General features: G+C 70.2%; 23 protein-coding genes, 1 tRNA gene and 1 riboswitch. Of the genes, 8 read left to right on the top strand and 16 right to left on the bottom strand.

Features of this window, described 5'->3' with window-relative positions; genetic code table 11:
• Window positions 1–2: 2 nt before the first annotated feature.
• The 4 genes from DEJ50_RS11945 to DEJ50_RS11960 all read right to left on the bottom strand — a co-directional run bounded on the left by DEJ50_RS11945 (window position 3) and on the right by DEJ50_RS11960 (window position 5301).
• On the bottom strand, window positions 3–1175 hold the full coding sequence (locus DEJ50_RS11945) for a DNA cytosine methyltransferase (protein ID WP_150207721.1): 1173 nt from the start codon (window positions 1173–1175) through the stop codon (window positions 3–5).
• A gap of 122 nt (window positions 1176–1297) precedes the next feature.
• Window positions 1298–3130, bottom strand: coding sequence for a DEAD/DEAH box helicase (locus DEJ50_RS11950; RefSeq protein WP_150207723.1), 1833 nt, complete (start codon window positions 3128–3130; stop codon window positions 1298–1300).
• Window positions 3127–4539, bottom strand: coding sequence for a transcriptional regulator (locus tag DEJ50_RS11955; RefSeq protein ID WP_150207725.1), 1413 nt, complete (start codon window positions 4537–4539; stop codon window positions 3127–3129). Before DEJ50_RS11955 ends, DEJ50_RS11950 begins: the two co-directional genes overlap by 4 nt.
• An 84-nt stretch (window positions 4540–4623) precedes the next feature.
• Window positions 4624–5301: a hypothetical protein gene (locus tag DEJ50_RS11960; protein WP_150207727.1), complete on the bottom strand. Its 678-nt coding sequence runs from the start codon at window positions 5299–5301 to the stop codon at window positions 4624–4626.
• Between the two features lie 195 nt (window positions 5302–5496).
• Here DEJ50_RS11960 and DEJ50_RS11965 point away from each other — a divergent pair, with 195 nt between their 5' ends.
• Window positions 5497–6336, top strand: a complete 840-nt coding sequence (locus tag DEJ50_RS11965; RefSeq protein ID WP_150207729.1) for a hypothetical protein — start codon at window positions 5497–5499, stop codon at window positions 6334–6336.
• On the opposite strand, the gene DEJ50_RS11970 is transcribed toward DEJ50_RS11965, so the two are convergent.
• Together DEJ50_RS11970 and DEJ50_RS11975 are read right to left on the bottom strand one after the other, a co-directional pair.
• Window positions 6305–7315, bottom strand: a complete 1011-nt coding sequence (locus DEJ50_RS11970) for a hypothetical protein (protein ID WP_150207731.1) — start codon at window positions 7313–7315, stop codon at window positions 6305–6307. The two genes, DEJ50_RS11965 and DEJ50_RS11970, sit on opposite strands and share 32 nt — an antisense overlap.
• A gap of 41 nt (window positions 7316–7356) precedes the next feature.
• The gene (locus DEJ50_RS11975; protein WP_223837719.1) at window positions 7357–7920 is read right to left on the bottom strand and encodes a GNAT family N-acetyltransferase; all 564 of its coding nucleotides are present in this window, start codon (window positions 7918–7920) and stop codon (window positions 7357–7359) included.
• Window positions 7921–8074: 154 nt separating this feature from the next.
• Here DEJ50_RS11975 and DEJ50_RS11980 point away from each other — a divergent pair, with 154 nt between their 5' ends.
• Window positions 8075–8263: a hypothetical protein gene (locus DEJ50_RS11980; RefSeq protein ID WP_150207735.1), complete on the top strand. Its 189-nt coding sequence runs from the start codon at window positions 8075–8077 to the stop codon at window positions 8261–8263.
• A 46-nt stretch (window positions 8264–8309) separates the two neighbouring features.
• Complete coding sequence (locus tag DEJ50_RS11985) at window positions 8310–8636, top strand: hypothetical protein (RefSeq protein WP_150207737.1); 327 nt, start codon at window positions 8310–8312, stop codon at window positions 8634–8636.
• A gap of 196 nt (window positions 8637–8832) precedes the next feature.
• Here DEJ50_RS11985 and DEJ50_RS11995 read toward each other — a convergent pair whose 3' ends face one another.
• The 5 genes from DEJ50_RS11995 to DEJ50_RS12020 all read right to left on the bottom strand — a co-directional run bounded on the left by DEJ50_RS11995 (window position 8833) and on the right by DEJ50_RS12020 (window position 13979).
• Window positions 8833–10398 (bottom strand): DUF445 domain-containing protein, encoded by a 1566-nt coding sequence (locus DEJ50_RS11995; protein ID WP_223837720.1) that lies wholly within the window; start codon window positions 10396–10398, stop codon window positions 8833–8835.
• Between the two features lie 111 nt (window positions 10399–10509).
• Window positions 10510–11217, bottom strand: coding sequence for a DUF1707 domain-containing protein (locus tag DEJ50_RS12005; protein ID WP_150207740.1), 708 nt, complete (start codon window positions 11215–11217; stop codon window positions 10510–10512).
• A gap of 68 nt (window positions 11218–11285) precedes the next feature.
• Complete coding sequence (locus DEJ50_RS12010; protein WP_150207742.1) at window positions 11286–12251, bottom strand: ATP-binding cassette domain-containing protein; 966 nt, start codon at window positions 12249–12251, stop codon at window positions 11286–11288.
• A 20-nt stretch (window positions 12252–12271) separates the two neighbouring features.
• The gene (locus DEJ50_RS12015; RefSeq protein ID WP_411757596.1) at window positions 12272–13153 is read right to left on the bottom strand and encodes an ABC transporter permease; all 882 of its coding nucleotides are present in this window, start codon (window positions 13151–13153) and stop codon (window positions 12272–12274) included.
• On the bottom strand, window positions 13146–13979 hold the full coding sequence (locus DEJ50_RS12020; RefSeq protein ID WP_223837721.1) for an ABC transporter permease: 834 nt from the start codon (window positions 13977–13979) through the stop codon (window positions 13146–13148). The genes DEJ50_RS12015 and DEJ50_RS12020 overlap by 8 nt, the downstream gene beginning before the upstream one ends.
• A 174-nt stretch (window positions 13980–14153) precedes the next feature.
• Between DEJ50_RS12020 and DEJ50_RS12025 the strand changes: the two genes are divergently transcribed.
• The gene (locus DEJ50_RS12025; protein WP_150207744.1) at window positions 14154–16529 is read left to right on the top strand and encodes a transglycosylase domain-containing protein; all 2376 of its coding nucleotides are present in this window, start codon (window positions 14154–14156) and stop codon (window positions 16527–16529) included.
• Here DEJ50_RS12025 and DEJ50_RS12030 read toward each other — a convergent pair.
• From DEJ50_RS12030 to DEJ50_RS12040, 3 genes are all read right to left on the bottom strand, one after another.
• Window positions 16523–16843: a DMT family transporter gene (locus DEJ50_RS12030; RefSeq protein WP_150207746.1), complete on the bottom strand. Its 321-nt coding sequence runs from the start codon at window positions 16841–16843 to the stop codon at window positions 16523–16525. The genes DEJ50_RS12025 and DEJ50_RS12030 overlap by 7 nt on opposite strands.
• 32 nt (window positions 16844–16875) lie before the next feature.
• Window positions 16876–16942, bottom strand: a riboswitch (guanidine-III (ykkC-III) riboswitch).
• A gap of 71 nt (window positions 16943–17013) precedes the next feature.
• Window positions 17014–17355 (bottom strand): GroES family chaperonin, encoded by a 342-nt coding sequence (locus tag DEJ50_RS12035; protein WP_150207748.1) that lies wholly within the window; start codon window positions 17353–17355, stop codon window positions 17014–17016.
• Between the two features lie 23 nt (window positions 17356–17378).
• Window positions 17379–17729, bottom strand: a complete 351-nt coding sequence (locus DEJ50_RS12040; protein ID WP_150207749.1) for a DUF3618 domain-containing protein — start codon at window positions 17727–17729, stop codon at window positions 17379–17381.
• Between the two features lie 69 nt (window positions 17730–17798).
• On the opposite strand from DEJ50_RS12040, the gene bcp reads away from it, so the two are divergent.
• From bcp to DEJ50_RS12060, 4 genes are all read left to right on the top strand, one after another.
• Entirely contained in the window at window positions 17799–18266 is a 468-nt protein-coding gene (gene bcp / locus DEJ50_RS12045; protein ID WP_150207751.1) for a thioredoxin-dependent thiol peroxidase, read from the top strand.
• A gap of 147 nt (window positions 18267–18413) precedes the next feature.
• Window positions 18414–19064 (top strand): HNH endonuclease signature motif containing protein, encoded by a 651-nt coding sequence (locus tag DEJ50_RS12050; RefSeq protein ID WP_150207753.1) that lies wholly within the window; start codon window positions 18414–18416, stop codon window positions 19062–19064.
• 23 nt (window positions 19065–19087) lie between these two features.
• Window positions 19088–19603, top strand: coding sequence for an HNH endonuclease (locus DEJ50_RS12055; RefSeq protein ID WP_223838097.1), 516 nt, complete (start codon window positions 19088–19090; stop codon window positions 19601–19603).
• A gap of 6 nt (window positions 19604–19609) precedes the next feature.
• A tRNA-Leu gene (locus tag DEJ50_RS12060) sits at window positions 19610–19684 on the top strand.
• A 52-nt stretch (window positions 19685–19736) separates the two neighbouring features.
• Here DEJ50_RS12060 and rdgB read toward each other — a convergent pair.
• Window positions 19737–20339, bottom strand: coding sequence for an RdgB/HAM1 family non-canonical purine NTP pyrophosphatase (gene rdgB / locus DEJ50_RS12065; protein WP_150207757.1), 603 nt, complete (start codon window positions 20337–20339; stop codon window positions 19737–19739).
• A gap of 19 nt (window positions 20340–20358) precedes the next feature.
• Complete coding sequence (locus DEJ50_RS12070; RefSeq protein ID WP_150207759.1) at window positions 20359–20742, bottom strand: hypothetical protein; 384 nt, start codon at window positions 20740–20742, stop codon at window positions 20359–20361.
• Window positions 20743–20756: the final 14 nt, after the last annotated feature.

Here is a 20756-nt window from a genome sequence, read left to right on the forward strand (position 1 = left end):
CGCTACGCGGCGTCGCCCTCGGGCTGCTCAGCGGCGCGGAGAATCCGGGCAATCGCGTCGCCGACGGCCTTTGCGACCGGCGGCGGGAAGGCATTCCCCACCTGGCGGTACTGGGCCGTCTTGCCGCCGTCGAACTCCCATTCCGCGGGAAAGCCCTGGATGATCGCTGCCTGCGTAACGGTCAGCATCGGGCCATCCGGGCGGAAGAGGTCACGGTCATGGCTCTTCTTCTTCTCGCCCTCTTCGTAGGAGTTGGCGACCCCGAGAGCATCCACGCCCAGGCCTCGCCATGCCGCCTTGGCCCGGCTCGGGCCGAGGTCTGCTCCGCCGTGCTTCTTGGATCCGCCGACGAGGGTGGGGGCGATGCCAGCGCTCTTGCCGCGCCATCGCTCAAGCGCCGCTTCGGCCCTGAGCTTGGTCTCGCCGCCCTGATCCAGGAACGGCTGATACCGGGCAGTCATCGTCGTATTGAGGGCGTCCCGGACGGTCCGGATCTTTCTCTGAGGCTCCGGCCACTGGAACTCCTGGTCTCCCAGGACTTCCTTCTTGATTGCTACCAGGATGGCCCGGGGCCGCAGCTGAGGAACCCCGAAGTCGCTGGCTTCAAGAACTTCCCAGCCGCAGACCTTGTATCCCGCCCCTTTATAGTCCTTTTCAGTTCCGTCTACTGGATCCTTGGCCCGCCCGCCTTCCAGGCGGGCAACAACCCAGTCGCGGTACTCCTGAAATTTGTCGTCCTTAAGCCCTCGGACATTCTCAATCATGACCGCTTTGGGCTCGATGGCATCGACAAGGTCAAGCATCGTCGGAAAGAGATCGCGCTCATCGTCCTTGCCCAGCTGCTTGCCAGCGTGAGAAAACGGCGGGCAGGGCACGCCACCCGCGAGCAGGTCAAGCTTTCCTGCCTGAAGCGGTCCCCCCAGATGATCGATCGCCTTCTTGAGCGACGTCTCCGGGATGAACTGCTTCACATCGTCGTGAATGATGTCGCAGTATTTCTGCTCGAATCCCCAGCCAGCCCGGCGGTCGATGTTGTGCTGCAGCGTGCGTGCAGCATGCTTGTCGATTTCGACGAGCGCGAGGTGCCTGAAGCCAGCCTGGTGGAGGCCGATGGCCTGCCCCCCGGCTCCCGCGCAAATCTCAATCGAGGTCAGCGTGTGATCGCTGGCTCCCATCGAGTCCTCCTGGTGTGGCAGATGCAGACAGGCCAGTGTCGCATCTGCCAGTGACATCCGGTGGCACTCGCTGCCTGGCCAGCCTCACACCTCGGCACCAGCCTCAGAGACACCCCTTCGCCTCACGCAGCTTTCGCCGCGCCCAGGTGCGCCAGGAGAGCACGCACATCAGCGTCGTCCATCCCTGCCGCCATCGGCTGTTCCTCCTGCAGATCGCCCAGTTGCCGCACCGAGGGGTCGTCCAGGATGCTGCCCATGAACTCAAGCTTTTCGGCCAGCCGGAGCGTGACGATGTCGTCGATCGTGTCGGATGCGGCAAGGACAGTGACGCGGGTCTCAGTGTCCGGCGGCAGCCCGAGACGGTGGATCCGGTCCAGGCTCTGGAGGAAGCGTCCCGCCATGAAGTCCCGGTCCACATAGACCGCGTCATGACACTCGCGGTGGAGACTGATGCCCTCACCCAGGGTGGCGGGGTTGGAGATCAGTACGTGACAGTCCGGGTCCTGCCTGAAGCGGCGCAGCTGCTCCTCCCGGTCCGGCGTACCGCCGTGCACGACTGCGGGCTGGTACGGCCCGAGCATCCGCTCCATGGTCGTAATGCTGCGGACGAAAGTCGACCACACCAGGGTCTTCCGGCCCATCGCGGCATTCTGCGAGACGATCTTCTCTACCTCGCGGTATTTCGGCGGAACCTCGTGCTGCGGGAGACTCTGGAGCAGCGCGAACAACGATTCACCCTCGGGAATGTCCAGCGGCGGCACCTGGAAGCTGAGCGGCTCGTACCGGCTGCTTCCCTCGACGAGCAAAGCAGGGCTCGTCGCAGCCATCAGCAGTCGGAGCATTGCCTTTCCCAGGCTGTCGAAGTCATCCCGCGAGAGCTCCGCACGCGCCGTGAACCGGCCGACGAGGGCGTCATAGATTTCCCGGTGCAGCCCCTCCATCGGGACCGGTCTGATCACCGGCTGGAAAGGCGGCAGCCCCAGCTCACTCTTTGTCGTGCGGGTGAAGAGCGGTTTCAGCACGGAGCTGGCATAGGCAAGATCACCACCAGCCACAGCCTGGGTGACCACCCGGCGGCCGTGCCCGGGCCATACGAAGGACAGCAGGTTCTCCAGATCGCGCGCGCCGTTCGGGGCCGGCGTGCCAGTCAGGATCAGACGGCGTCGGCTGAGGGGCCCCAGCGCCATGCAGGCACTGCCATACGTTCCCTCTGCTCCGAGCTTCATACGGTGCGCCTCGTCGAGGATCACCATGGAGGGGGCCGCGCGCAGCCATCCAGCGAGTCCCGTGAGGGACCGGTCCAGCCGCTCGTAGTTGACGATCAGGATTTCGGCGTGCGGATCGGGGGACCTGCCCATGATCCTGGCCGTCGGCGCCTCGTGGAAGCATTCGCCGCTCTCGCCCACCCACGACTCGTAGGCAGACTTGGGGCTGACGACGAGCAGCCGCCGCGCCTCCCCGCGTTCCTTCATCGCGGCGTAGACCGCGAGTCCCACACGCGTCTTTCCCGCACCGGGAACACTGAAGTTCGCCCCGTGCTTCATGGACAGCAAACGTGCGATGTCCCGTCGCTGGAAGTTCGTGAGATCCGCGCGCCAGCCACTGCCCAGTGCCGAGGGCACGGCATCTTCGTCCAGCCCCGCGACGTCTTGTGGCCCCTGCTCCAGATGCTCTGCCGCCCGGTCCGCGTCATCCAGGACGTCATTGACCAGGGTGAGGAGCTCCTCGTCCCACTCGACCGGCTCGCCCTCCGGCCAGTCCAGCAGCACGTTGAGACCGGAGAGGAAGTCATCGAGCGGCACTTCCGCCATCAGCGGGCCGCGCTGCCCGCCTACGGGGAAGCTGGCCACCAGATGGTTCAACTCAGCCTTGAACGGCTCGGCCGCCCGCAGCACGGCATTCGTCCGGGAGACGTCGAACCCGAGCCATAGGGACGGTTGCACCACCCCGGTCATTCGCCCTCCCTGCGCATGGCGTCCAGCAGCCACGCCACGCCGTCGCCCGGCTCCTCGATACGGGCGGCCTCACGTGCCAGCTTCAGAAGGCTCGACCTGAGCGCCAGCACTGCTTCGTCAAGGCTTTCGTCGTCCTGGCTTCGGGAGGCCCGGGCGAGCGCCATGTCCGTTGTGCACTGGTCGATGGACTGGATCGCGTCATAGAGGCGGTCCGGCGCGGCTTGCTTCCGCTTGCGTACCCGGGCGTCCTTGCCGGCCGGAACGAGAGCCTCCTCAACTGCTTCCTTGGCCTGCTTCCATACGGATGCGGCCTGCTGGGCTTCCTCAGCGGAGACAGTCTCCGGAGCCCGTTCCACCGCCTTCGCCCGCAGCAGCACGTTGGTAAGCGCCTTGGCCGCCACCACCTGGGGACTGTCACCGCGCACGGCCCGGTTCAGGCCAGGGATCATCCGGCCGGCCGACTCGGCTGGGGCCTGCTTGAGCTGTTCCGGGAGGTGACGCTGCAGGTAACGGGTCCGGAAGTCCTCATCAGCGAGACGGACGTCCGTCTTGGAGAACTCCAGCACGATCAAGGCCAGTTTGTTCTCCTTCAGCAGATCTGCCTGGCCGGGATTCCGCTTGGACGCCTTGGCGAAGGCCCGGTGGAGCTCCCGGAGCTTCTCCTGGGCGTCTTCGAAATCCATCAGTTTGAGCTGGGCCGGCCCCGCCTTGGACCGGGTGACCAGATCCTTGAGGCAGGACAGCACCCACAGATCCTCATCGGCTGTAGCCGTCCGGATCCGGAAGTCCTTCGCGATGTCCGCGAGCGGCCTTCCCTGGTTGACCTGCTCCTCGATGGTCAGCAGCCGGTTGATGTAGGAGTACGGCCGACGGGTGTCGTGACGAAGCTGGAGTGAGAGCTCAACCGCGTTGATGTCGGCCCACGTGCATGTCGCCGGCAGCACGCCCACCCGGACACTGGTGACGCCGAGCTCACGGAGTGCCGCTACGCGGGTGTTTCCATTGACCAGAATGCCGTCACGGGTGATGAGTCCCGGCTCGTTCTGGCGATATTCCTTGAGGCTGTCCTTCAGGTCATCGAAGTCCCCGTCCCGCTTGGCCGGGTTCGAGGGCAGTGCCTGAAGGAGGTAGCGCAGGTAGTCCTGGCTGTCGGGAGTCCACGGGTCTTCAGCGAGCAGAAGGTCGCGGTCCGGATCGAAGCTGCGCTGCGCCCGGATCCGGTGCGTGGACGGGTTGTAGTAGACCTGGTCGATCGGCATGTCGATGACCTGGACGACCATCGGCTTGGTCCGCCACTCCACGGTCAGCGTCTCCTGCAGCCCGCCGCCGGCGCTGGCTTCCTTCAGCCGCTGCTCAACCAGTTCTTGGTTCTCGGTGGCACGGGGCGGCCGGCCGAAGTCCCTGCTCACAGTGGTCTCTCCTCTTACCAGCAAGTTGTCACGATGCGGGGTGGGGCCACAGTGCCGCAGCCCCACCAGGGCCTATTGTCAGACTTACGGCGTGCCGAGGGCCTCGCGGACCTCGTCCCTGGACGAGGCCGGCAGCGTGCGGTAGTCCGCCCAGAGACGCTCGACCATCCCGAACTCCCGCTCGTCAGCCTTGATCCAGCCGACGAGCATCCCCCGCTCCATCGCGCTGAGCTTGGCGATGCCGGCCAGCACTCCCGGCAGGTCGGCGGTCAGCCCCTTGCCTCCGACCCGGCACTTGTTGCACTCCGACACCGGCTCCACCGAGGTGCTCCCGTCCGGCTTCTTCACCGGGCGGCGCGCGATGTCGAGCTGAGCAGACTCGTAGGTGCCGTAGAAGACCGCGCCCGGGGTGATGCCGCAGGACCTGCAGTAGTTCCCGTCCTTCGACAGCAGTTCGCGCCGCTGCGTCTCGGTAAGCGACGTCGAAGGCAAGCTCCCCTTGCCCTCCTCCCAGACCGGCTCCCCCACTGCCACGAGGCGCTGCTCGTGCTGGCCGAGCGAAGCGTCCTCACGGTTGGTGTCGATGCGCCAGCCATGCTGACGCAGTTCGCGCACCCGGCGGTCGATCTGGCTCAGGCCGGGGAACGCGGTCCGTACATCCTCCTTGATGAAGATGCCTCCCTCGCCGACCTCAGTCACCAGCCACAAGGCCGCACGCTTCTTGGCCCCGAGCTTCGTATCCGTCCACGACGGCAGAGTCATTCGCAGATCTCCTCAATCCAGTTACCGGAACGCACGTGGCTGAAGCCCGAGGATCCCCCCGTCGCAAACCTCAGCAGACACAGGAACTGTGACCCATCGCCCGCACTGTTTCCAGCCGGTGTCCGAATTCACAGGCAGGTGAAAACCCCTCAGGCGTTCCTCAGGGGCTCCCTTTACGGCGATGCTTTATGGCGTGTGATCTTCGTAGCGAATGGAGCGGTGTTGCCTCAGGAACTGAAGACGTGGGAGAGCTTGTCTCCGGCTCAGCGCGCCCTCGCGACAGCCCTCCAGGAGACGCTCAAGCAAACCGACTGCTCCCAGACGCGGATAGCCGAGGCTGCCCGAATGCGGAAGGGCACGCTGTCCACCCATCTGACGGGCTCCCGCGTGCCCACAGCACCGCTGCTGAAGGACTTCTACCTGGCCGTCAAAGCAGAGACGGACGCCTCGGGCAAGCCCCTCCCGTACACAATCGACCAGCTGATGACCCTCAGGGACAAGGCAGATGTCCGGCACTGCCGCTGTTGCACCGAAGGGCGCGGCAGCAGTGCACATGTGAACGCAGAGGTCCAGCAGACTGACAGTCAGGCGCCGGCTTCGCCGCAGAGCGGTGCGGGACAGCGGCGGATGCATCGCGCCCGCCGGAAGAGGGCCATGGCGCGCCAGTCAGCGGCGGCCGTGGCCAGCCCGCCTGCGCCGGTCCCCTCCGTCGAGGGGGACCGGCGCCCCAAGACGGAACACGCGGCCGTGGCGGCATGGACGGAACTGGAGACCGTTACGCACCATCTGTCGGAGGGAAACACGCGTGACGCAGGGATCCTGCTGTGGCAGGCCGGCCGGTCATCGGCGGCTGAACACGTTCTGGAAGCCGTAGCTTCCTGCCGGCAAGCGGGACTCCACGAGGCGGCCGAAGCGGTGCTGATGAGCGTCAGTGAGCGCGTCGACCGCCAAGCCGTCCTGAACATCACTGCAGTCCTCCACGAGGCCGGCCGGTACGAGGACGTCAGGTACCTGCTGTCGGCCTCTGCTCAGTAACGAACGGCAGTTCCAGTTGGCTGTGGCCGCGGGCCGTGGCTGTGGGTGGGGTGGGGCGGGTGGAGGCCAGGGTGAGGAGGGTGCGGAGGGCTTCGGTGACCTGCTGCGGGGTGTCGCGGAGGATCGAGGGGGTGGTGGAGACCACCAGGATGCCGTGGGCTTCGAGGCGGAGGCGGCGGTGGAGGGTGGCGTGCCAGGAGTCGCGGGTGTAGTGGTACTCCGCCGAGTCGATCTCCAGGGCCACGCCCTCGTCCGGCCAGTACACGTCCGGGCTGGCCAGGAAAGTGCCGTCCGGGGTGTAGAGCCGGGCGTTCCACAGCGGGGCGGGGAGGGCCGTGGCCGCCAGGGTCTCGCGGGCCCGGGCTTCGGCCAGGGAGCGGGTGCCGGCCAGGAGTTCGGCGGCGGCCGTGCGTGCCGCGGGGCGGTTCAGGAGGCGGGCCGTGCGGAGTTCGGCGTGCAGGTCGGCCGGGTGGCACCAGCCCGACTGCACCACGCCCGCCAGCACCGAGCGCACCTGGTCCGGGTCCTCGGCCCGGGCGGCGAAGTCGGCCGCGGCGCGGAGCGGGCGGGCGCTCGGGATGCCGGAGACGGTGATCGTGGCCGGCCAGCGGCGGGTGGCAAGCGGGCGCACCCCGGCGGTGCGGGCCAGGCTGCGGGGTGCGCGGATCAGGACGTCGTGCGGGGCCCGCGGGGCGTCGCGTACGCCGAGCAGGGCGAGGGCGGCGCCGCCGGTGAGGGCCGCGGTGCCGCCGGACAGCGGGTCGGTGCCGGGCTGGGCGGCGTACAGGACGGCGGCCAGGGCGCGTTGACGCGGGTCGGGCGGGCCGGTCTGGAGGAGGTAGACCCGGGGCAGCAGGCGTTGCCAGGGCCCGGAAGCGCGCCGGGTGCGGCCCGAGATGGTGGCCGGCGGGATGCCCGCCCGCCGGAGCTGGTGGGCGGTGGCCAGGTTGAGTTGCCGGTGGGCGATGCGCGTGATCACGCGGGCTGTATGCCCGGGCGGCGGCGGCCGAAGCCTTGCCCTCAGGCCACGGCCGTACGGTGCGCCTCGGGAACCGAGGGGTGGTCCGGGGCGAGGAAGACCACCACGGCGTTCTCCGTGCCGGGCAGCGGCGGTACTTCGTACCAGCCCAGGCGGCGGTAGGTGGCCACCGTGTCCACCGCCGTACGGGCGGTGAGCAGCCAGGCCCGCCGGTCCGGCGCGTCGGCCGTGATCTCGGCGAGCAGGGCGCGGCCGGTGCCATGGCCGCGGGCGTAGGGGCGTACCGCGAGTTCGTCTATCTCCAGTGCACCGATGAGGAGTTCGCGGACCCGGTCCGGGCCCAGCTGGGCGGCGACCTGGGCGTAGCCGCGGACCTCCGGGAACGGGGCCTTGGTCAGCCAGGCGGTGGCGAAGCCGTCGATGCCGGCCTCGGACTGGGCGAGGGCGGCCCGGAAGCCGGCCCGGCGGGTGTCGGCCGTCAGTCGCGTCGCGAACTGACGAATGGTTTCTTCGTCTTCGTTCCACGGCGGGGCGGAGAACACCTCGGCGTAGGCGTCGAGCAGTTCGTCCGACAGGTCGAGGACGGTCGGTCCGTAGCAGATCACGGTTGGCCGCTCCTGGGATGTGTGGGGGGATTTACTCCCCTTTGGAGAGTAAATCTACGCCTGCGAGGTTCCACCGAGTCGCCCATCGACGGATCCGGCGAGTGTGCGACAAATCCGCCCGTGTCGGGTGGCCGCTCGCGGCCGTTGAGCGGATGTGGACAGATTCATCGGAGTGCTGGGTGCGTGCGCGCTCGCGTTCCTCTTTGTGTTCCTGCTCGTGCTGGGCTTCCTGGCACTGCTGCCCGCGCCCGTGCAAGCGGCCGTTCCGGATGCGGCGATCGGCGGGACGGTGCTGGTACTCGGTCTGCTGGGAGCCCGGTTGATCGCCCGGCGCTCGCGTTAGCCTCGGGGGTCGGAGCATGGACGGATTCGTGGAAGGGACAGACATCATGGCGCAGGTACCGACCTCGGCGGTGGCCGCGGCAGGACTGGTCGGCGGGTACGCCGTCGCCCGCTTCACCCGCAAGCGCCCGCTGGGCGGGGTGGTGCTGGGCGCGGCCGGGATCGCGGCCGGGAGGGTGTGGCACCGTCGGCTCGGCACCCCGGCCACGGCAGCCCTCTCCGCCCTGTACGTCGCGGCCTTCGCCGGATCCCACCCGCTGGCCAAGAAGGTCGGCGCCTGGCCGGCCGTCCTCGGGGTCACGGGCGTGGTGGCCACGGCGGCCTGGGTGGTCGCAGACCGCGGCGGCAGCGAGAGCTGCAAGGCCGGCAGCTAGTAGGCGAGACGGGGGCTGGGGGGCTGGGCGGGCGGAGGCTGGGCGGGCCGAGTGGCCGGCTTGGGCCGGCCCCGCCCGGCCCGCCCGGCCCGGCTCAGCCCCGCCTGCCCGGCACGGCCTGCCCGCCCGCACCGCCCCGCCCGGCCCGCCCGGCCCCGCCTGCCCGGCGCGGCCCAGCCCCCGCCCCGCGGGCCGGCTACGCGCCGAACGCCTGGGACACCGAGTAGATCAGCAGGCCCGCCAGGGCGCCGACCACCGTGCCGTTGATGCGGATGAACTGCAGGTCGCGGCCGATGTGGGCCTCGATCTTGCGGGAGGTGTGCTCGGCGTCCCAGCCCGCCACCGTGTCCGTGATCAGCGAGGTGATCTCGGCACGGTAGGTGGTGACCACATACACCACCGCGCCCTCGATCCAGCCCTCCACCTTCGACTGGAGCCGGCCGTCGGTGGCCAGCCGCGCCCCCAGCGACATCAGCGAGGAACGGACCCGCAGCCGCAGCTCGCTGCGCTCGTCCTCGGCCGCCGAGATGATCATCGAGCGGATCGCCGACCACGCGGAGGCGATGACGTCCTGGACCTCGCCCCGGGCCAGGATCTCGGACTTCAGCCGTTCCACCCGGGCCCGGGTGTCCGTGTCCGCCTGGAGGTCGGCCGCGAAGTCCGTCAGGAACCGGTCGACGGCCCCGCGCGCCGGGTGCTCGGGCATGTCCCGCATCTCGGTGACGAAGCGCAGCAGTTCCTTGTACACCCGGTCGCCGACCTTCCGGTCCACGAAGCGCGGGGTCCAGCCGGGGGCGCCGCCCTGGACCGCGTCCATCACCGAGTCCGCGTGGGTCACCAGCCAGTCGTGGGCCTTGACGCACACCAGGTCCACCACCCGCCGGTGGCCGCCGTCCGCGACCACCCGCTCCAGGGTCTTGCCGATGCCCGGCGCGATCTCGGCCGTCTCGGCCCGCCGCGTGATGGCCTCGCCGACCACCGCCTGGACGTCGGAGTCCCGCAGTACGGTGAGGGCGCCGCGCAGGGCCGTCGCCAGTTCGGCCGTGACCCGGTCGGCGTGCGCGGGTTCGGCCAGCCAGGCGCCGAGCCGGCCGCCGATACCGAGGGCGTGCAGGCGGGCGCGTACGACGTCGGAGGAGAGGAAGTTCTCGCCGACGAACTCCCCCAGCGAGACGCCGAGCTGGTCCTTCTTGGTGGGGATGATCGCGGTGTGCGGGATGGGGAGTCCCAGGGGGCGCCGGAACAGGGCCGTGACCGCGAACCAGTCGGCCAGCGCACCCACCATGCCGGCCTCGGCGGCGGCAGCGACATAGCCGGCCCAGCCGCCCGCGCCCCATGCGTGCTGGGCGACCTTGGCGAGTACGTAGATCACCGCGACCAGCAGCAGCAGGCCGGTCGCCGTGGTCTTCATCCGGCGGACGCCGCGCCTGCGCTCCTCGTCCGCCGCGCTGAAGAGGAAGGCTCCGGGCCCGCCGTACGGGCCGGCCGGGCCGCTTGGGCCGGCTGGGCCGCTTGGACCGGTTGGGCCCGGCCTGCCCGGCGTACCGGGCTCACCGGCCCCACCGGGCCCGCCCGGACCGCCGGAGCCGCCACGCCCGCCGGAGCCTCCGGGACCGCTCCCGCCCGGACCCCCGGGTCCGGCCGAACCGCCCGAGCTGCCGGGACCGCCCGGAGCGCCCGCCTGGCCGGTGCCGCTGTCCGCCTTCGCCGTGCGTTCCACGTACTCCTGCCTTCCCCCGGGTGCCGCCGCTTTTGTCTGCATAGCATCCGACTCCCGGGAGCCGCCAGGAGTTCCCGGCACGCCGGAACACACCCAACGCACGCCCGGCGCACGCCGCAGGCGCACGCAGCAGCCGCGCCCGCGCTCCGCCGGCTACAGCTCCTTGCGCGGCTCCCCGCGCCCCAGCCCCGGCACCTGCGGCTTCGGGGCCCGTACCTTCACCTCGACCGCGCCCCAGAAGGCAAGCCCGGTCACCACCACCCGCGGCGCCCCCGGCTCCGCCGGCCCCGGACCGTCCCCCTGGTCGAACGCGCCCATGAAGCCGAAGCCCCGGACGTCCACCGCCACGCCCGGCGGCACGATGATCTCGATCCCGCCCATGACCGCGACGCAGTTGATCACGACCTCGCGCTCCGCGAACCGGGCCTCGCGCAGGTCGAGCTCGGTCCGCCCCCAGAACGCCACCGCGCTGAACCGCGCGGGCACCGTCCAGTGCCCGATCCGCTGCACCCGGGACATGACCGCCACCGCCGCGGCCGAGGTGGCCTCCCCGCCGATCCGGGCCGGCCAGCTCGCCGCGGACCCGGTCAGGCCACCCCCGGCCGGAACCGCAACCGGAGCCGAAGCCGGAGCCGGAGCCGAAGCAGCGAGCGGGGCCACGGCCCCGGTGGCCGGCAGGTCCCGGGTCAGCGGTTCCAGTTCCGCGTACGTCCGGGACGCGTAGGCCGCCTCCAGCCGCTCCTCGAACTCCTCCAGGGTGAGCCGGCCCTCGGCGACCGCGTCCCGCAGCCGCTCGACCACCCGCTCCCGGTCCGCATCCGAAGCCCGCAGATCCGACGGCGGCAGCCTCTCATCGCTCATGGACGACAGCCTAGCCAGTCACACAATTCGCCCGCCGCCCAGTCGCCTACCGTCCCGCCGGCCCGCCCCTACCCCCGCCCCGCGTACATCCGCGCGATCACGTCCTCGATGTCCGGCTCCCGCACCGACAGATCGAGCAGCGGATACTCCGCCGCCACCGCCGCCACCAGCGGGGCCGCCGACTGCGCCGCCGGAAACGCCAGCCACTGCCGCGCCCCCTCCACCTTCACCGTCCGCGCCCCCTTCACCTCAATCGGCGGAAGCTCCCGTTCCAGGTCCACCACCAGGGTGCGCTCGCTCTCCCCCGCCGCCCCGGCCGTATGCAGCCCGCCGAGCGGCCCGTCGTACATCAGCCGCCCGTGGTCGATCACCATCACCCGCTCGCACAGCTGCTCGATGTCCTGGAGGTCATGCGTGGTGAGCAGCACCGTGGTGCCGAGCTCCGAGTTCAGCTGCCGCAGGAAGCCCCGTACCTTCGCCTTGCTCACCACATCGAGCCCGATCGTCGGCTCGTCCAGGTACAGCACGTCCGGATCGTGCAGCAGCGCCGCCGCGATGTCCCCGCGCATCCGCTGCCCCAGCGACAGCTGCCGTACCGGTACGTCGAGCAGCTCACCCAGGTCCAGTTGCTCCACGCACCGCTCCAGATTCACCCGGAACCGGGGCTCGGGAACCCGGTACATCCGCCGCACCAGCTGGTACGAGTCCCTGAGCGGCAGATCCCACCACAGGGTGGTCCGCTGCCCGAACACCACCCCGATCCGGCTCGCCAGCCGGGTCCGTTCGGCCGACGGATCGATCCCGGCGACCCGCAGCCGGCCGCCGCTCGGGGTCAGGATGCCGGTCAGCATCTTGATCGTCGTCGACTTCCCGGCTCCGTTCGGCCCGATATAGCCGACCACCTCCCCGGCCGCCACCTCGAAACTGATCCCGTCCACGGCTCGGACCTGGCGTTTCTCCCGCCGGAACAGGCCCGCCCGACGCCGCACGTCGAAGACCTTCTCCACCTCGCACAGCTCGATCAAGCCACCCATGACCGCCCTCTCAGCTCCCCTCAGCTCCCGGTACTGCGATACGAACGAAGACCGGCCCGCCACGCCAGCGAAGCCGGTACGAACACCAGGAAGGCCACCACCGGGCTCAGGTACGCCACCCAGCCGGGCAGCCCCAGCGGATCCGGCCGCCCCAGCACCTCCAGCGCCGGCAACCAGTTCACGAAGGCCAGCGGGACCACGAAGGTCACCCCGCGCAGCAGGTCCTTGGCGAAGATCGTCGGCGGGTACTGGAGCATGGTGCAGCCCCCGTACGTGAACGAGTTCTGCACCTCGGCCGCGTCCCCGGCGATGAACTGGAAGGCCGCCCCCGCCACCAGCACCGCCCCGAAGATCGCCGCCCCGGCCAGCACCATCACCGGCACCAGCACCACCCGCCCGACGGTCCAGTCCACGTCCAGCACCCAGACCGCCCAGCCCAGCACCGCCAGCCCCTGCCCGATCCGGCCGAGCCTGCGCAGTGCGAACCGGTCCGCCGCGACCTGCGCCAGCACCGGCACCGGGCGGACCAGCATCGTGTCCAGGGAACCGTCCCGGATCCGCTGCCCGATCCGTTCGGTGTTGCCGAGCAGCAGGTCGGCCAGGCCCAGCGAGGCCGAGCAGGACCCGTACAGCAGGGCGATCTCGGGCAGCGAGAACCCGCCCAGCGCGTCCACGTGCCGGAACATGATGTAGATCCCGACGAAGTCGAGGAGCGTGATCGCGGCGTTCCCGAAGGTCGACAGCAGGAACGAGGTCCGGTACGTCATCGTCGCCCGGATCCACATCGCCACGATCAGCCCGTAACCGCGCAGCCCTTCCACCGCCCGGCTGCGCCGCGGCACCTCCAGCGCCCACAGCGGGGCCGGCCCGGCCCCGACCGCCCCCGCGTCCGCCTCAGCCACCCTGGACCACCACCTTCCGCGTCGCCACCGACTGCACCAGCCGCCCGGCCCCCACCAGCACGACCGCCCAGCCGAGCTGGAAGCCCAGCGCCCCGGCCGCGCTCCCCGCCCCCGCATGCCTGCCCAGCAGCACGTCCAGGGGCACTTGCAGCATCGCCGCCCAGGGCAGCGCCCGGACCAGCTCCCCGAGCCCGCCCGGGAACACCGTCAGCGGCAGCACCATCCCCGAGAAGAAGATGCAGACGACCGTGGCCATCAGATTGACGCCCTGTCCGTCGAGCAGCCAGAACGCGGCCAGCCCCAGCAGGTAGCGCAGCGCGAAACTCACCACCAGCGCGAGCAGTACGGACACCAGGAACAGCAGCCACCGCATCGGATCGACGGGCAGCGCCAGCCGGAACGCCAGTGCCCCGACGGCCAGCGGCACCACCCCGCGGCCCAGCAACTGGAAGGCCGCCCGGCCGAGATCGGCGGCCAGCCACCACATCTGGAGGTCCGCGGGCCGGTACAGGTCGACCGCGATGTCCCCGGTGCGGATGCGCTCCTGGACCTCCTCCTGGAAGCCGCCGCCGATGAGCGCAGCGGCGGCGAGCAGCGACTGGCTCACCCAGACGAAGGTGAGCGCCTCCGCCTGGTCGTAGCCGCCGAGGCCGGGGCGCTCGGACCAGAGCGCGATGTAGGTGTACGCGACGATGAAACCGAAGACGGTGTTGGTGAACACCCCCGCCACGGTCGCGGTCCCGTACGTGGCGAAGCGGCGGAACCCCCCGGCCGCCACCGCCAGGTACAGCGATGCCGTCCGGTACAGCGAAGCCGTCAGGCGCACCGTTTCCCTCCCCCTCCTGTGTCGTTCCCACGTCGGCCAAAGCGCGCGAGCTTAGTGCGGAGGGGCGATCCCCGCGACCGAATTACGCCCGTCCGGAGCGGAATCACCCGCTCTCGGGTAGACACCACTAGGTACAGACATGGATATTTCGTGCGGCGCCGAGGAGTTCCGGAGATGAGCGACCAGTCACCACCGCCGGCCTGGTCTCCCCGCGACCCGGACACCCCCCGCCGGCCTCCGAACAACGAGAAGGGGAGGGGGAAGAGCAGGAAGCGGACCGGACTGCGCCGGCTCCTCCCCACCTGGCGCATGCTGCTGGGCGCGGGCCTGCTCTGCGCCCTGCTCCTCGGCAGCGCCCTGGTCGCCGGCTATCTGCTGGTCGACATCCCGCCCGCAAACGCCGCCGCCACCGCCCAGTCCAACGTCTACCTCTACGCGGACGGTTCACCCCTCGCCCGCGACGGCGAGGTCAACCGCCAGAACGTGGCGCTCGCCCAGGTCCCACGGACCGTCCAGGAGGCGGTACTCGCCGCCGAGGACCGGGACTTCCACTCCGAACGGGCCGTGGACCCCAAGGCGATGCTCCGCGCCGCCTGGAACACCGTAACCGGCAAAGGAAAACAGTCCGGATCGACCATCACCCAGCAGTACGTGAAGAACTACTACCTGGGCCAGGAACAGACGGTCAGACGGAAGGTCAACGAGTTCTTCATCGCCGTCAAACTCGGCCGCGAGAAGTCGAAGGACTACATCCTCGAGGGGTACCTGAACACCAGCTACTTCGGCCGGAACGCATACGGAGTCCAGGCCGCGGCCCAGGCGTACTACGGCAAGGACGCCGGCCGGCTCACCACCGCCGAGGGCGCCTACCTCGCCACCCTCCTCAACTCCCCGTCCGCCTTCGACGTGGTCACCCACCCGCAGAGCCGCGGCCGGGCACTGGCCCGCTGGAACTACGTACTCGACGGCATGGTCAAACAGAAGTGGATGACCCCGGCCGAACGCGCGGCGGCCCGGTTCCCCGAACCGCAGAAGGCCCGGCCGGCCTCCGGCCTGTCCGGCCAGCGCGGCTACCTCGTGGAGGCTGTGAAGGACTACATCACCGGCCACGAGATCCTCGACGAGACCACCCTCGCCGAAGGCGGCCACAGGATCACCACCACCATCGACAAACGCCGCCAGACCGCCTTCGTCGACGCCGTGAACGGCACAGTGACAAGCAACCTGGCACCGCAGACCCGGCCCGCGGACCGGCTGGTCCGGGCCGGCGGCGCGTCCCTCGACCCCGCCACCGGAAAGGTCGTCGCCCTCTACGGCGGCATCGACTACACCCGCCAGTACGTCAACAACGCCACCCGGCACGACTACCAGGTCGCCTCCGCCTTCAAACCGTTCGTGTTCGCCTCCGCCGTCGAGAACGGCTCCCGCACCCAGGACGGCCGCCCCATCACCCCCGACACCCTCTACAACGGGGACAACGAACGGCCCGTCACCGGCAGCCGGATCCGCTACGCCCCCGAGAACGAGGGCCAGAACTCGTACGGTGACATCAGCGTCCGCACCGCCACCGACCTCTCCGTCAACACCGTCTTCGCGCAGATGGCCGTGGACGTGGGCACCCTCAAGGTCAAGGACACCGCGATCGCCCTCGGCATCCCCGCGAACACCCCCAACTTCGACCCGGGCCCGGCCATGGCCCTGGGCACCATGCAGGCGTCCGTCCTCGACATGGCGCAGGCGTACGCGACGCTGGCCGACCACGGCCGGCACACCCCGTACACCCTGGTCGAGAAGATCACCAAGGGCGGGGACGAGATCGCACTGCCGAAGCGGGAGCCGCGCCGGGCCATCAGCCGGGAGGCTGCCGACACCACCACCTCGATGCTGGTCAGCGTCGTGGACAACGGCACCGGCACGGCCGCGCTGGCCGCCGGCCGCCCGGCCGCGGGCAAGACCGGCACCGGCGAACTGGACCGCTCGGCGTGGTTCGCCGGCTACACCCCGGACCTGGTGACCGTGGTCGCGATGATGGGCCAGGACCCGGACACCGGAACCCTGCAATCCCTGTACGGGGCTCTCGGCGAGGCCCGGATCAGCGGGGGCGGCTACCCGGCCCGGATCTGGGCGGCGTACACGAAGGCGGCACTGGAAGGATCGGACCCGCTCGACTTCGACCTCGAACTCCAGCCGGGCGCCGACCGGCCGTTCCCCCCGCAGCTCCGGCCCGACCGGCCACCGCGCACCGGCCGCCCGCCGGCCCCGCCGGACGGCACCACCACGGGCGGCCGGACCCCGCCGACCGGAGACACCGGTACGGGCCGGGATACGGATACGGATACGGGTACGGGTACCGACGAGCCCGGGGAGGGGCAGCCGGACGGAGGCCCGGCCAACGGCGGCCGGTCGGACGGGCGCGGGCCGGACGAGGGCCGGACGGGCGACGGCACCACGGACGACGGCGGCCGACCCGAGGAAGACCGGCCGGTCGGGGGCCGGACCCAGGGCGGTACCACCACCGGGGGCCCGGCCCAGCCGGGTGCGGATCAGTGACCCGAGGTCGCCTTCAGGCCGACCACGGCGACCAGCAGCAGACAGATGAAGAAGATCCGGGCGGCGGTCACCGGCTCACCGAGCACCGCCATACCGAGGATCGCCGCACCGGCCGCCCCGATACCGACCCAGACCCCGTATGCCGTACCGATCGGCAGGGTCTTCGCGGCCATCGACAGCAGCAGCATGCTCGCGACGATTCCGGCACCGGTGAACACGCTCGGCCACAGCCGCGTGAACCCCTCGGTGAACTTCATTCCGATCGACCAGCCGACTTCGAGCACACCGGCGAGCAGCAGCAGAACCCAGGCCATGACGGGCACCTCCGAGACGGGAGCGGATACGGGGTGCGTCGTCTTTGCCTGACCCGGTACGGCGCGTCTCGTCGGGGTACGCCCCCACCGTAGCAAAGAACAGGCAAAAAGGGCTGGTGACGGGAGTCACCAGCCCTTTCCGGACAATTCGCTACGGCGGCTACAGATGGCTACAGATACAGCCCGGTGGAATCCTCGGACCCCTCCAGCCGCTCCGCGGCCACCGCGTGCAGGTCCCGCTCGCGCATCAGCACGTACGTCGCGCCCCGCACCTCGACCTCGGCCCGGTCCTCGGGGTCGTACAGGACCCGGTCACCGGGCTCCACGGTCCGGACGTTCTGCCCGACCGCAACCACCTCGGCCCAGGCCAGCCGCTTGCCCACCGCGGCCGTGGCCGGAATGAGGATGCCGCCGCCGGAGCGGCGCTCGCCCTCGGGCGTATCGGACCGCACGAGCACCCGGTCGTGCAGCATCCGGATGGGCAGCTTGTCGTGGTTGTGGTTCTCGCTCACGTCTGTGAACCTACCCGCCCCGGTCAGCCGCGCCTGCGGCGGGCCGACACGGCCAGCAGCCCGACCACCCCGACGGCGAGCAGCGCCACCGGCACGATCCGCTCGAGCCGCGGCTCGCCGGTTTCGGTGCACAGCCCGCCCTTGACCTCCGCGACCAGGCGGTTCACGGTGCCGATGGCCCGGCCGGCGGCGTGGTCCACATGCGAGGCGACCTTGGCCTTGGCATCCCCGATGATCGTCTTCGGGTGCATGCGCACGCCGATCTCGTCGAGCGTCTCGGCGAGCTGCTCGCGCCGGCGGACGATGTCCGCCTCGATCTGCGCTGGGGTCCTGACGTCCGACACCGCGCTGCCTCCGTGGTCGTCTGTGGGCATGGTCCTTCGTGGACAGTCTGTCAGCTTAGTCTCGTCGGGTACCGATCCCCTCCCGAGGAGACTGTGAACATGAGCGAGCGACTCCAGCCCGGCGACCCCGCCCCGGCCTTCACCCTGCCCGACGCGGACGGCAACGAGATCTCGCTCGCCGACCACCTCGGCCGCAAGGTGATCGTGTACTTCTACCCGGCCGCACTGACCCCGGGCTGCACCAAGCAGGCCTGCGACTTCACGGACAACCTGGAGGTGCTGGCGGGCGCCGGCTACGACGTCATCGGCGTCTCTCCGGACAAGCCGGAGAAGCTGGCGAAGTTCCGCGAGAAGGAGCACCTGAAGGTCACCCTGGTCGGCGACCCGGAGAAGAAGGTCCTGGAGGCGTACGGGGCCTTCGGCGAGAAGAAGCTGTACGGCAAGACGGTGACGGGCGTGATCCGGTCCACGGTGATCGTGGACGAGGAGGGGAAGGTCGAGCGCGCCCTCTACAACGTGAAGGCGACGGGCCACGTAGCCAAGATCATCAAGGACCTGGGCATCTGACCCGACCCCCTTCCGGCCGCGGCCCGCACCGAACACGGTGCGGGCCGCTCCGCTTATCGGACGAAACCACCCGTGACGGTCGGCCCATCGGCCCGTTACTCCATACGAGGGCCGCACGCACGGCCGACAACGGATGGGGGGCCTGGGATGCCGGTGAGCCCGTACACGAAGGAGCGCCTGGCGGAGGCGGCAGCGGCGTCGCGGACGCTGAGCGAGGCGCTGGAGAAACTGGGCGTGGAGCCGGGGAACCCGTCACGTCGGCGGTACCTGCACGACCGCATGCGGAAGCTCGGGGTGGAGACAGGCCACTTCGAGCGCGAGGGAGTGAAGTGGACGAGGGAGGTCCTGGCGGAGGCCGTCGCGGCGTCGACGAGCATGTGCGAGGTGCTCCGGCGGCTGGGCCTGGACGTCGTGGGCGGCCATCACACCCACATCAGCCGCAAGGTGAAGGCGTTCGGCATCGACATCTCACACTTCGCCCGGCCCCTCAGGACCGAGCGCACGCGGGACAACCGCCGTCGCCGCTCCGCCGAGGAGATCCTGCGCGAGGACCGATCGCCGACCGCCACCAGAGCACCGGGCTCCCGGCTCCGGCGGGCGCTCCTGGAGACAGGTCGCGAGGAGCGCTGCGCCCAGTGCGGCATCGAGGCCACCTGGCAAGGGGAGCCCCTCCCTCTGGAGGTGGACCACATCGACGGCGACTGGCGCAACAACCGTGCCCACAACCTGCGCTTCCTGTGCCCGAACTGCCACTCCGCGACGGACACATACCGGGGCCGCGCCGGAGGCCGTCGATGACAGCCGGCGCGACCCGCTACGGGATGGATGTCTTCCATGTGAAGCGGCGGCGCTACAGGCGCCATGAAAGGCCGGATGAGGCACTGCTCCGCGAAGCAGTTGCCGCCTCGCGGTCGCCGGCCGAGACGCTGCGGCGCCTCAATCTGCCTTCCACCCAGGGCTGGAAGGACTCGCTGAAGGCATGGATCCACGGAGCCGGACTGGACACCTCGCACTTCCTGGGGCAGGCACATCAGCGCGGAAGGCCGGGACCCGTCCAGGCCCGCCGCCCCGAAGACGTACTCGTGCGCCACGAGGGCCGACGGCGCACCGCTGCCAAGGTCTTGCGCCGGGCACTACGAGAAGCAGGCGTTCCCGACACGTGTCAGGGGTGTGGCACGCCGCCCGAATGGCACGGGCGGCCCATGACTCTGGAGGTCGACCACATCAATGGCGACTGGAGTGACGACCGCCGCGAAAACCTGCGGTTGCTGTGTCCCAACTGCCATGCGATCACGAGCACCTGGTGCCGGGGAGGGACCCGCCGCCCAGTACAGTAAGGGCGCGGGCCCGTATCCCAGCTGGCTAGAGGATGCCGGTTTAGATCCGGTATGTCGTGGGTTCGAGTCCCACCGGGCCCACAGCAACGGCCGGTCACCTCCGCAGAGGTGACCGGCCGTGGTCATAGGCGCCTCAGCCCAGGAGTTCGCGGACCACCGGGACCAGGGCGCGGAACGCCTTCCCCCGGTGGGAGATCGCGTTCTTCTCCGCCGCCGTCATCTCCGCGCACGTCCGCGCCTCCCCCTCCGGCTGGAGGATCGGGTCGTAGCCGAAGCCGCCCGAGCCCGCCGGGGTGTGGCGGAGGGTGCCCGGGAGGCGGCCCTCGACCACGCGTTCCGTGCCGTCCGGCAGGGCGAGCGCGGCGGCGCAGGCGAAGTGGGCGCCGCGGTGCGGGGCCTCGATGTCGGAGAGCTGGGCCAGCAGCAGTGACAGGTTCGCGGCGTCGTCGCCGTGGCGGCCGGCCCAGCGGGCCGAGAAGATGCCGGGGGCGCCGTTCAGGACGTCCACGCAGAGCCCCGAGTCGTCGGCGATGGCGGGCAGGCCGGTGGCCCGGGCGAGGGCGTGGGCCTTCAGCAGGGCGTTCTCCGCGAAGGTGACGCCCGTTTCCTTGACGTCCGGGATCTCGGGGTAGGCGTCCGCGCCGACCAGCTCGTGCGGCAGGCCGGCGTCGGACAGGATGGCGCGGAGTTCGGTGACTTTGCCCGCGTTGCGGGTCGCGAGGATCAGGCGGGTCATGGTCACCGATTATCCAGGGTCAGGGAGTGCAGACCTTGGAGAGCTCTGCGGCGGCATCGGCGACGGGCTTGATGTCCGGGGTGGCGTCGCCCGAGTCGATGGCGGTGCGGACGTTCGTGACGGCCGTGTTCATCGAGTCGATGGCCTTGCCCAGGTCCGTGTTGTCGGTCCGGTCGCCGATCTTCTTGAGGTTGTCCTCGATCTGGTCGAGGGCCTTCTTCGCTTCCTCGGGGCCGTTGGTGGAGTTGGATATAGCCTGCTGGAGGTCGTTGGCGCCGTCCGTGATGGCCACCGCCGTGCTCGCGCAGTCCAGTGCGGTCGAGATCGCGTCGCACGCCGCGAGGCCGGGAATGGTCAGGACCGCGGCCAGGGCCAGGGCTGCTGCGCGGTGGTGCTTCTGCATCGGTACGGCTTCCC

The organism is Streptomyces venezuelae (assembly GCF_008642295.1).
GTDB classification, from domain to species: domain Bacteria; phylum Actinomycetota; class Actinomycetes; order Streptomycetales; family Streptomycetaceae; genus Streptomyces; species Streptomyces venezuelae_C.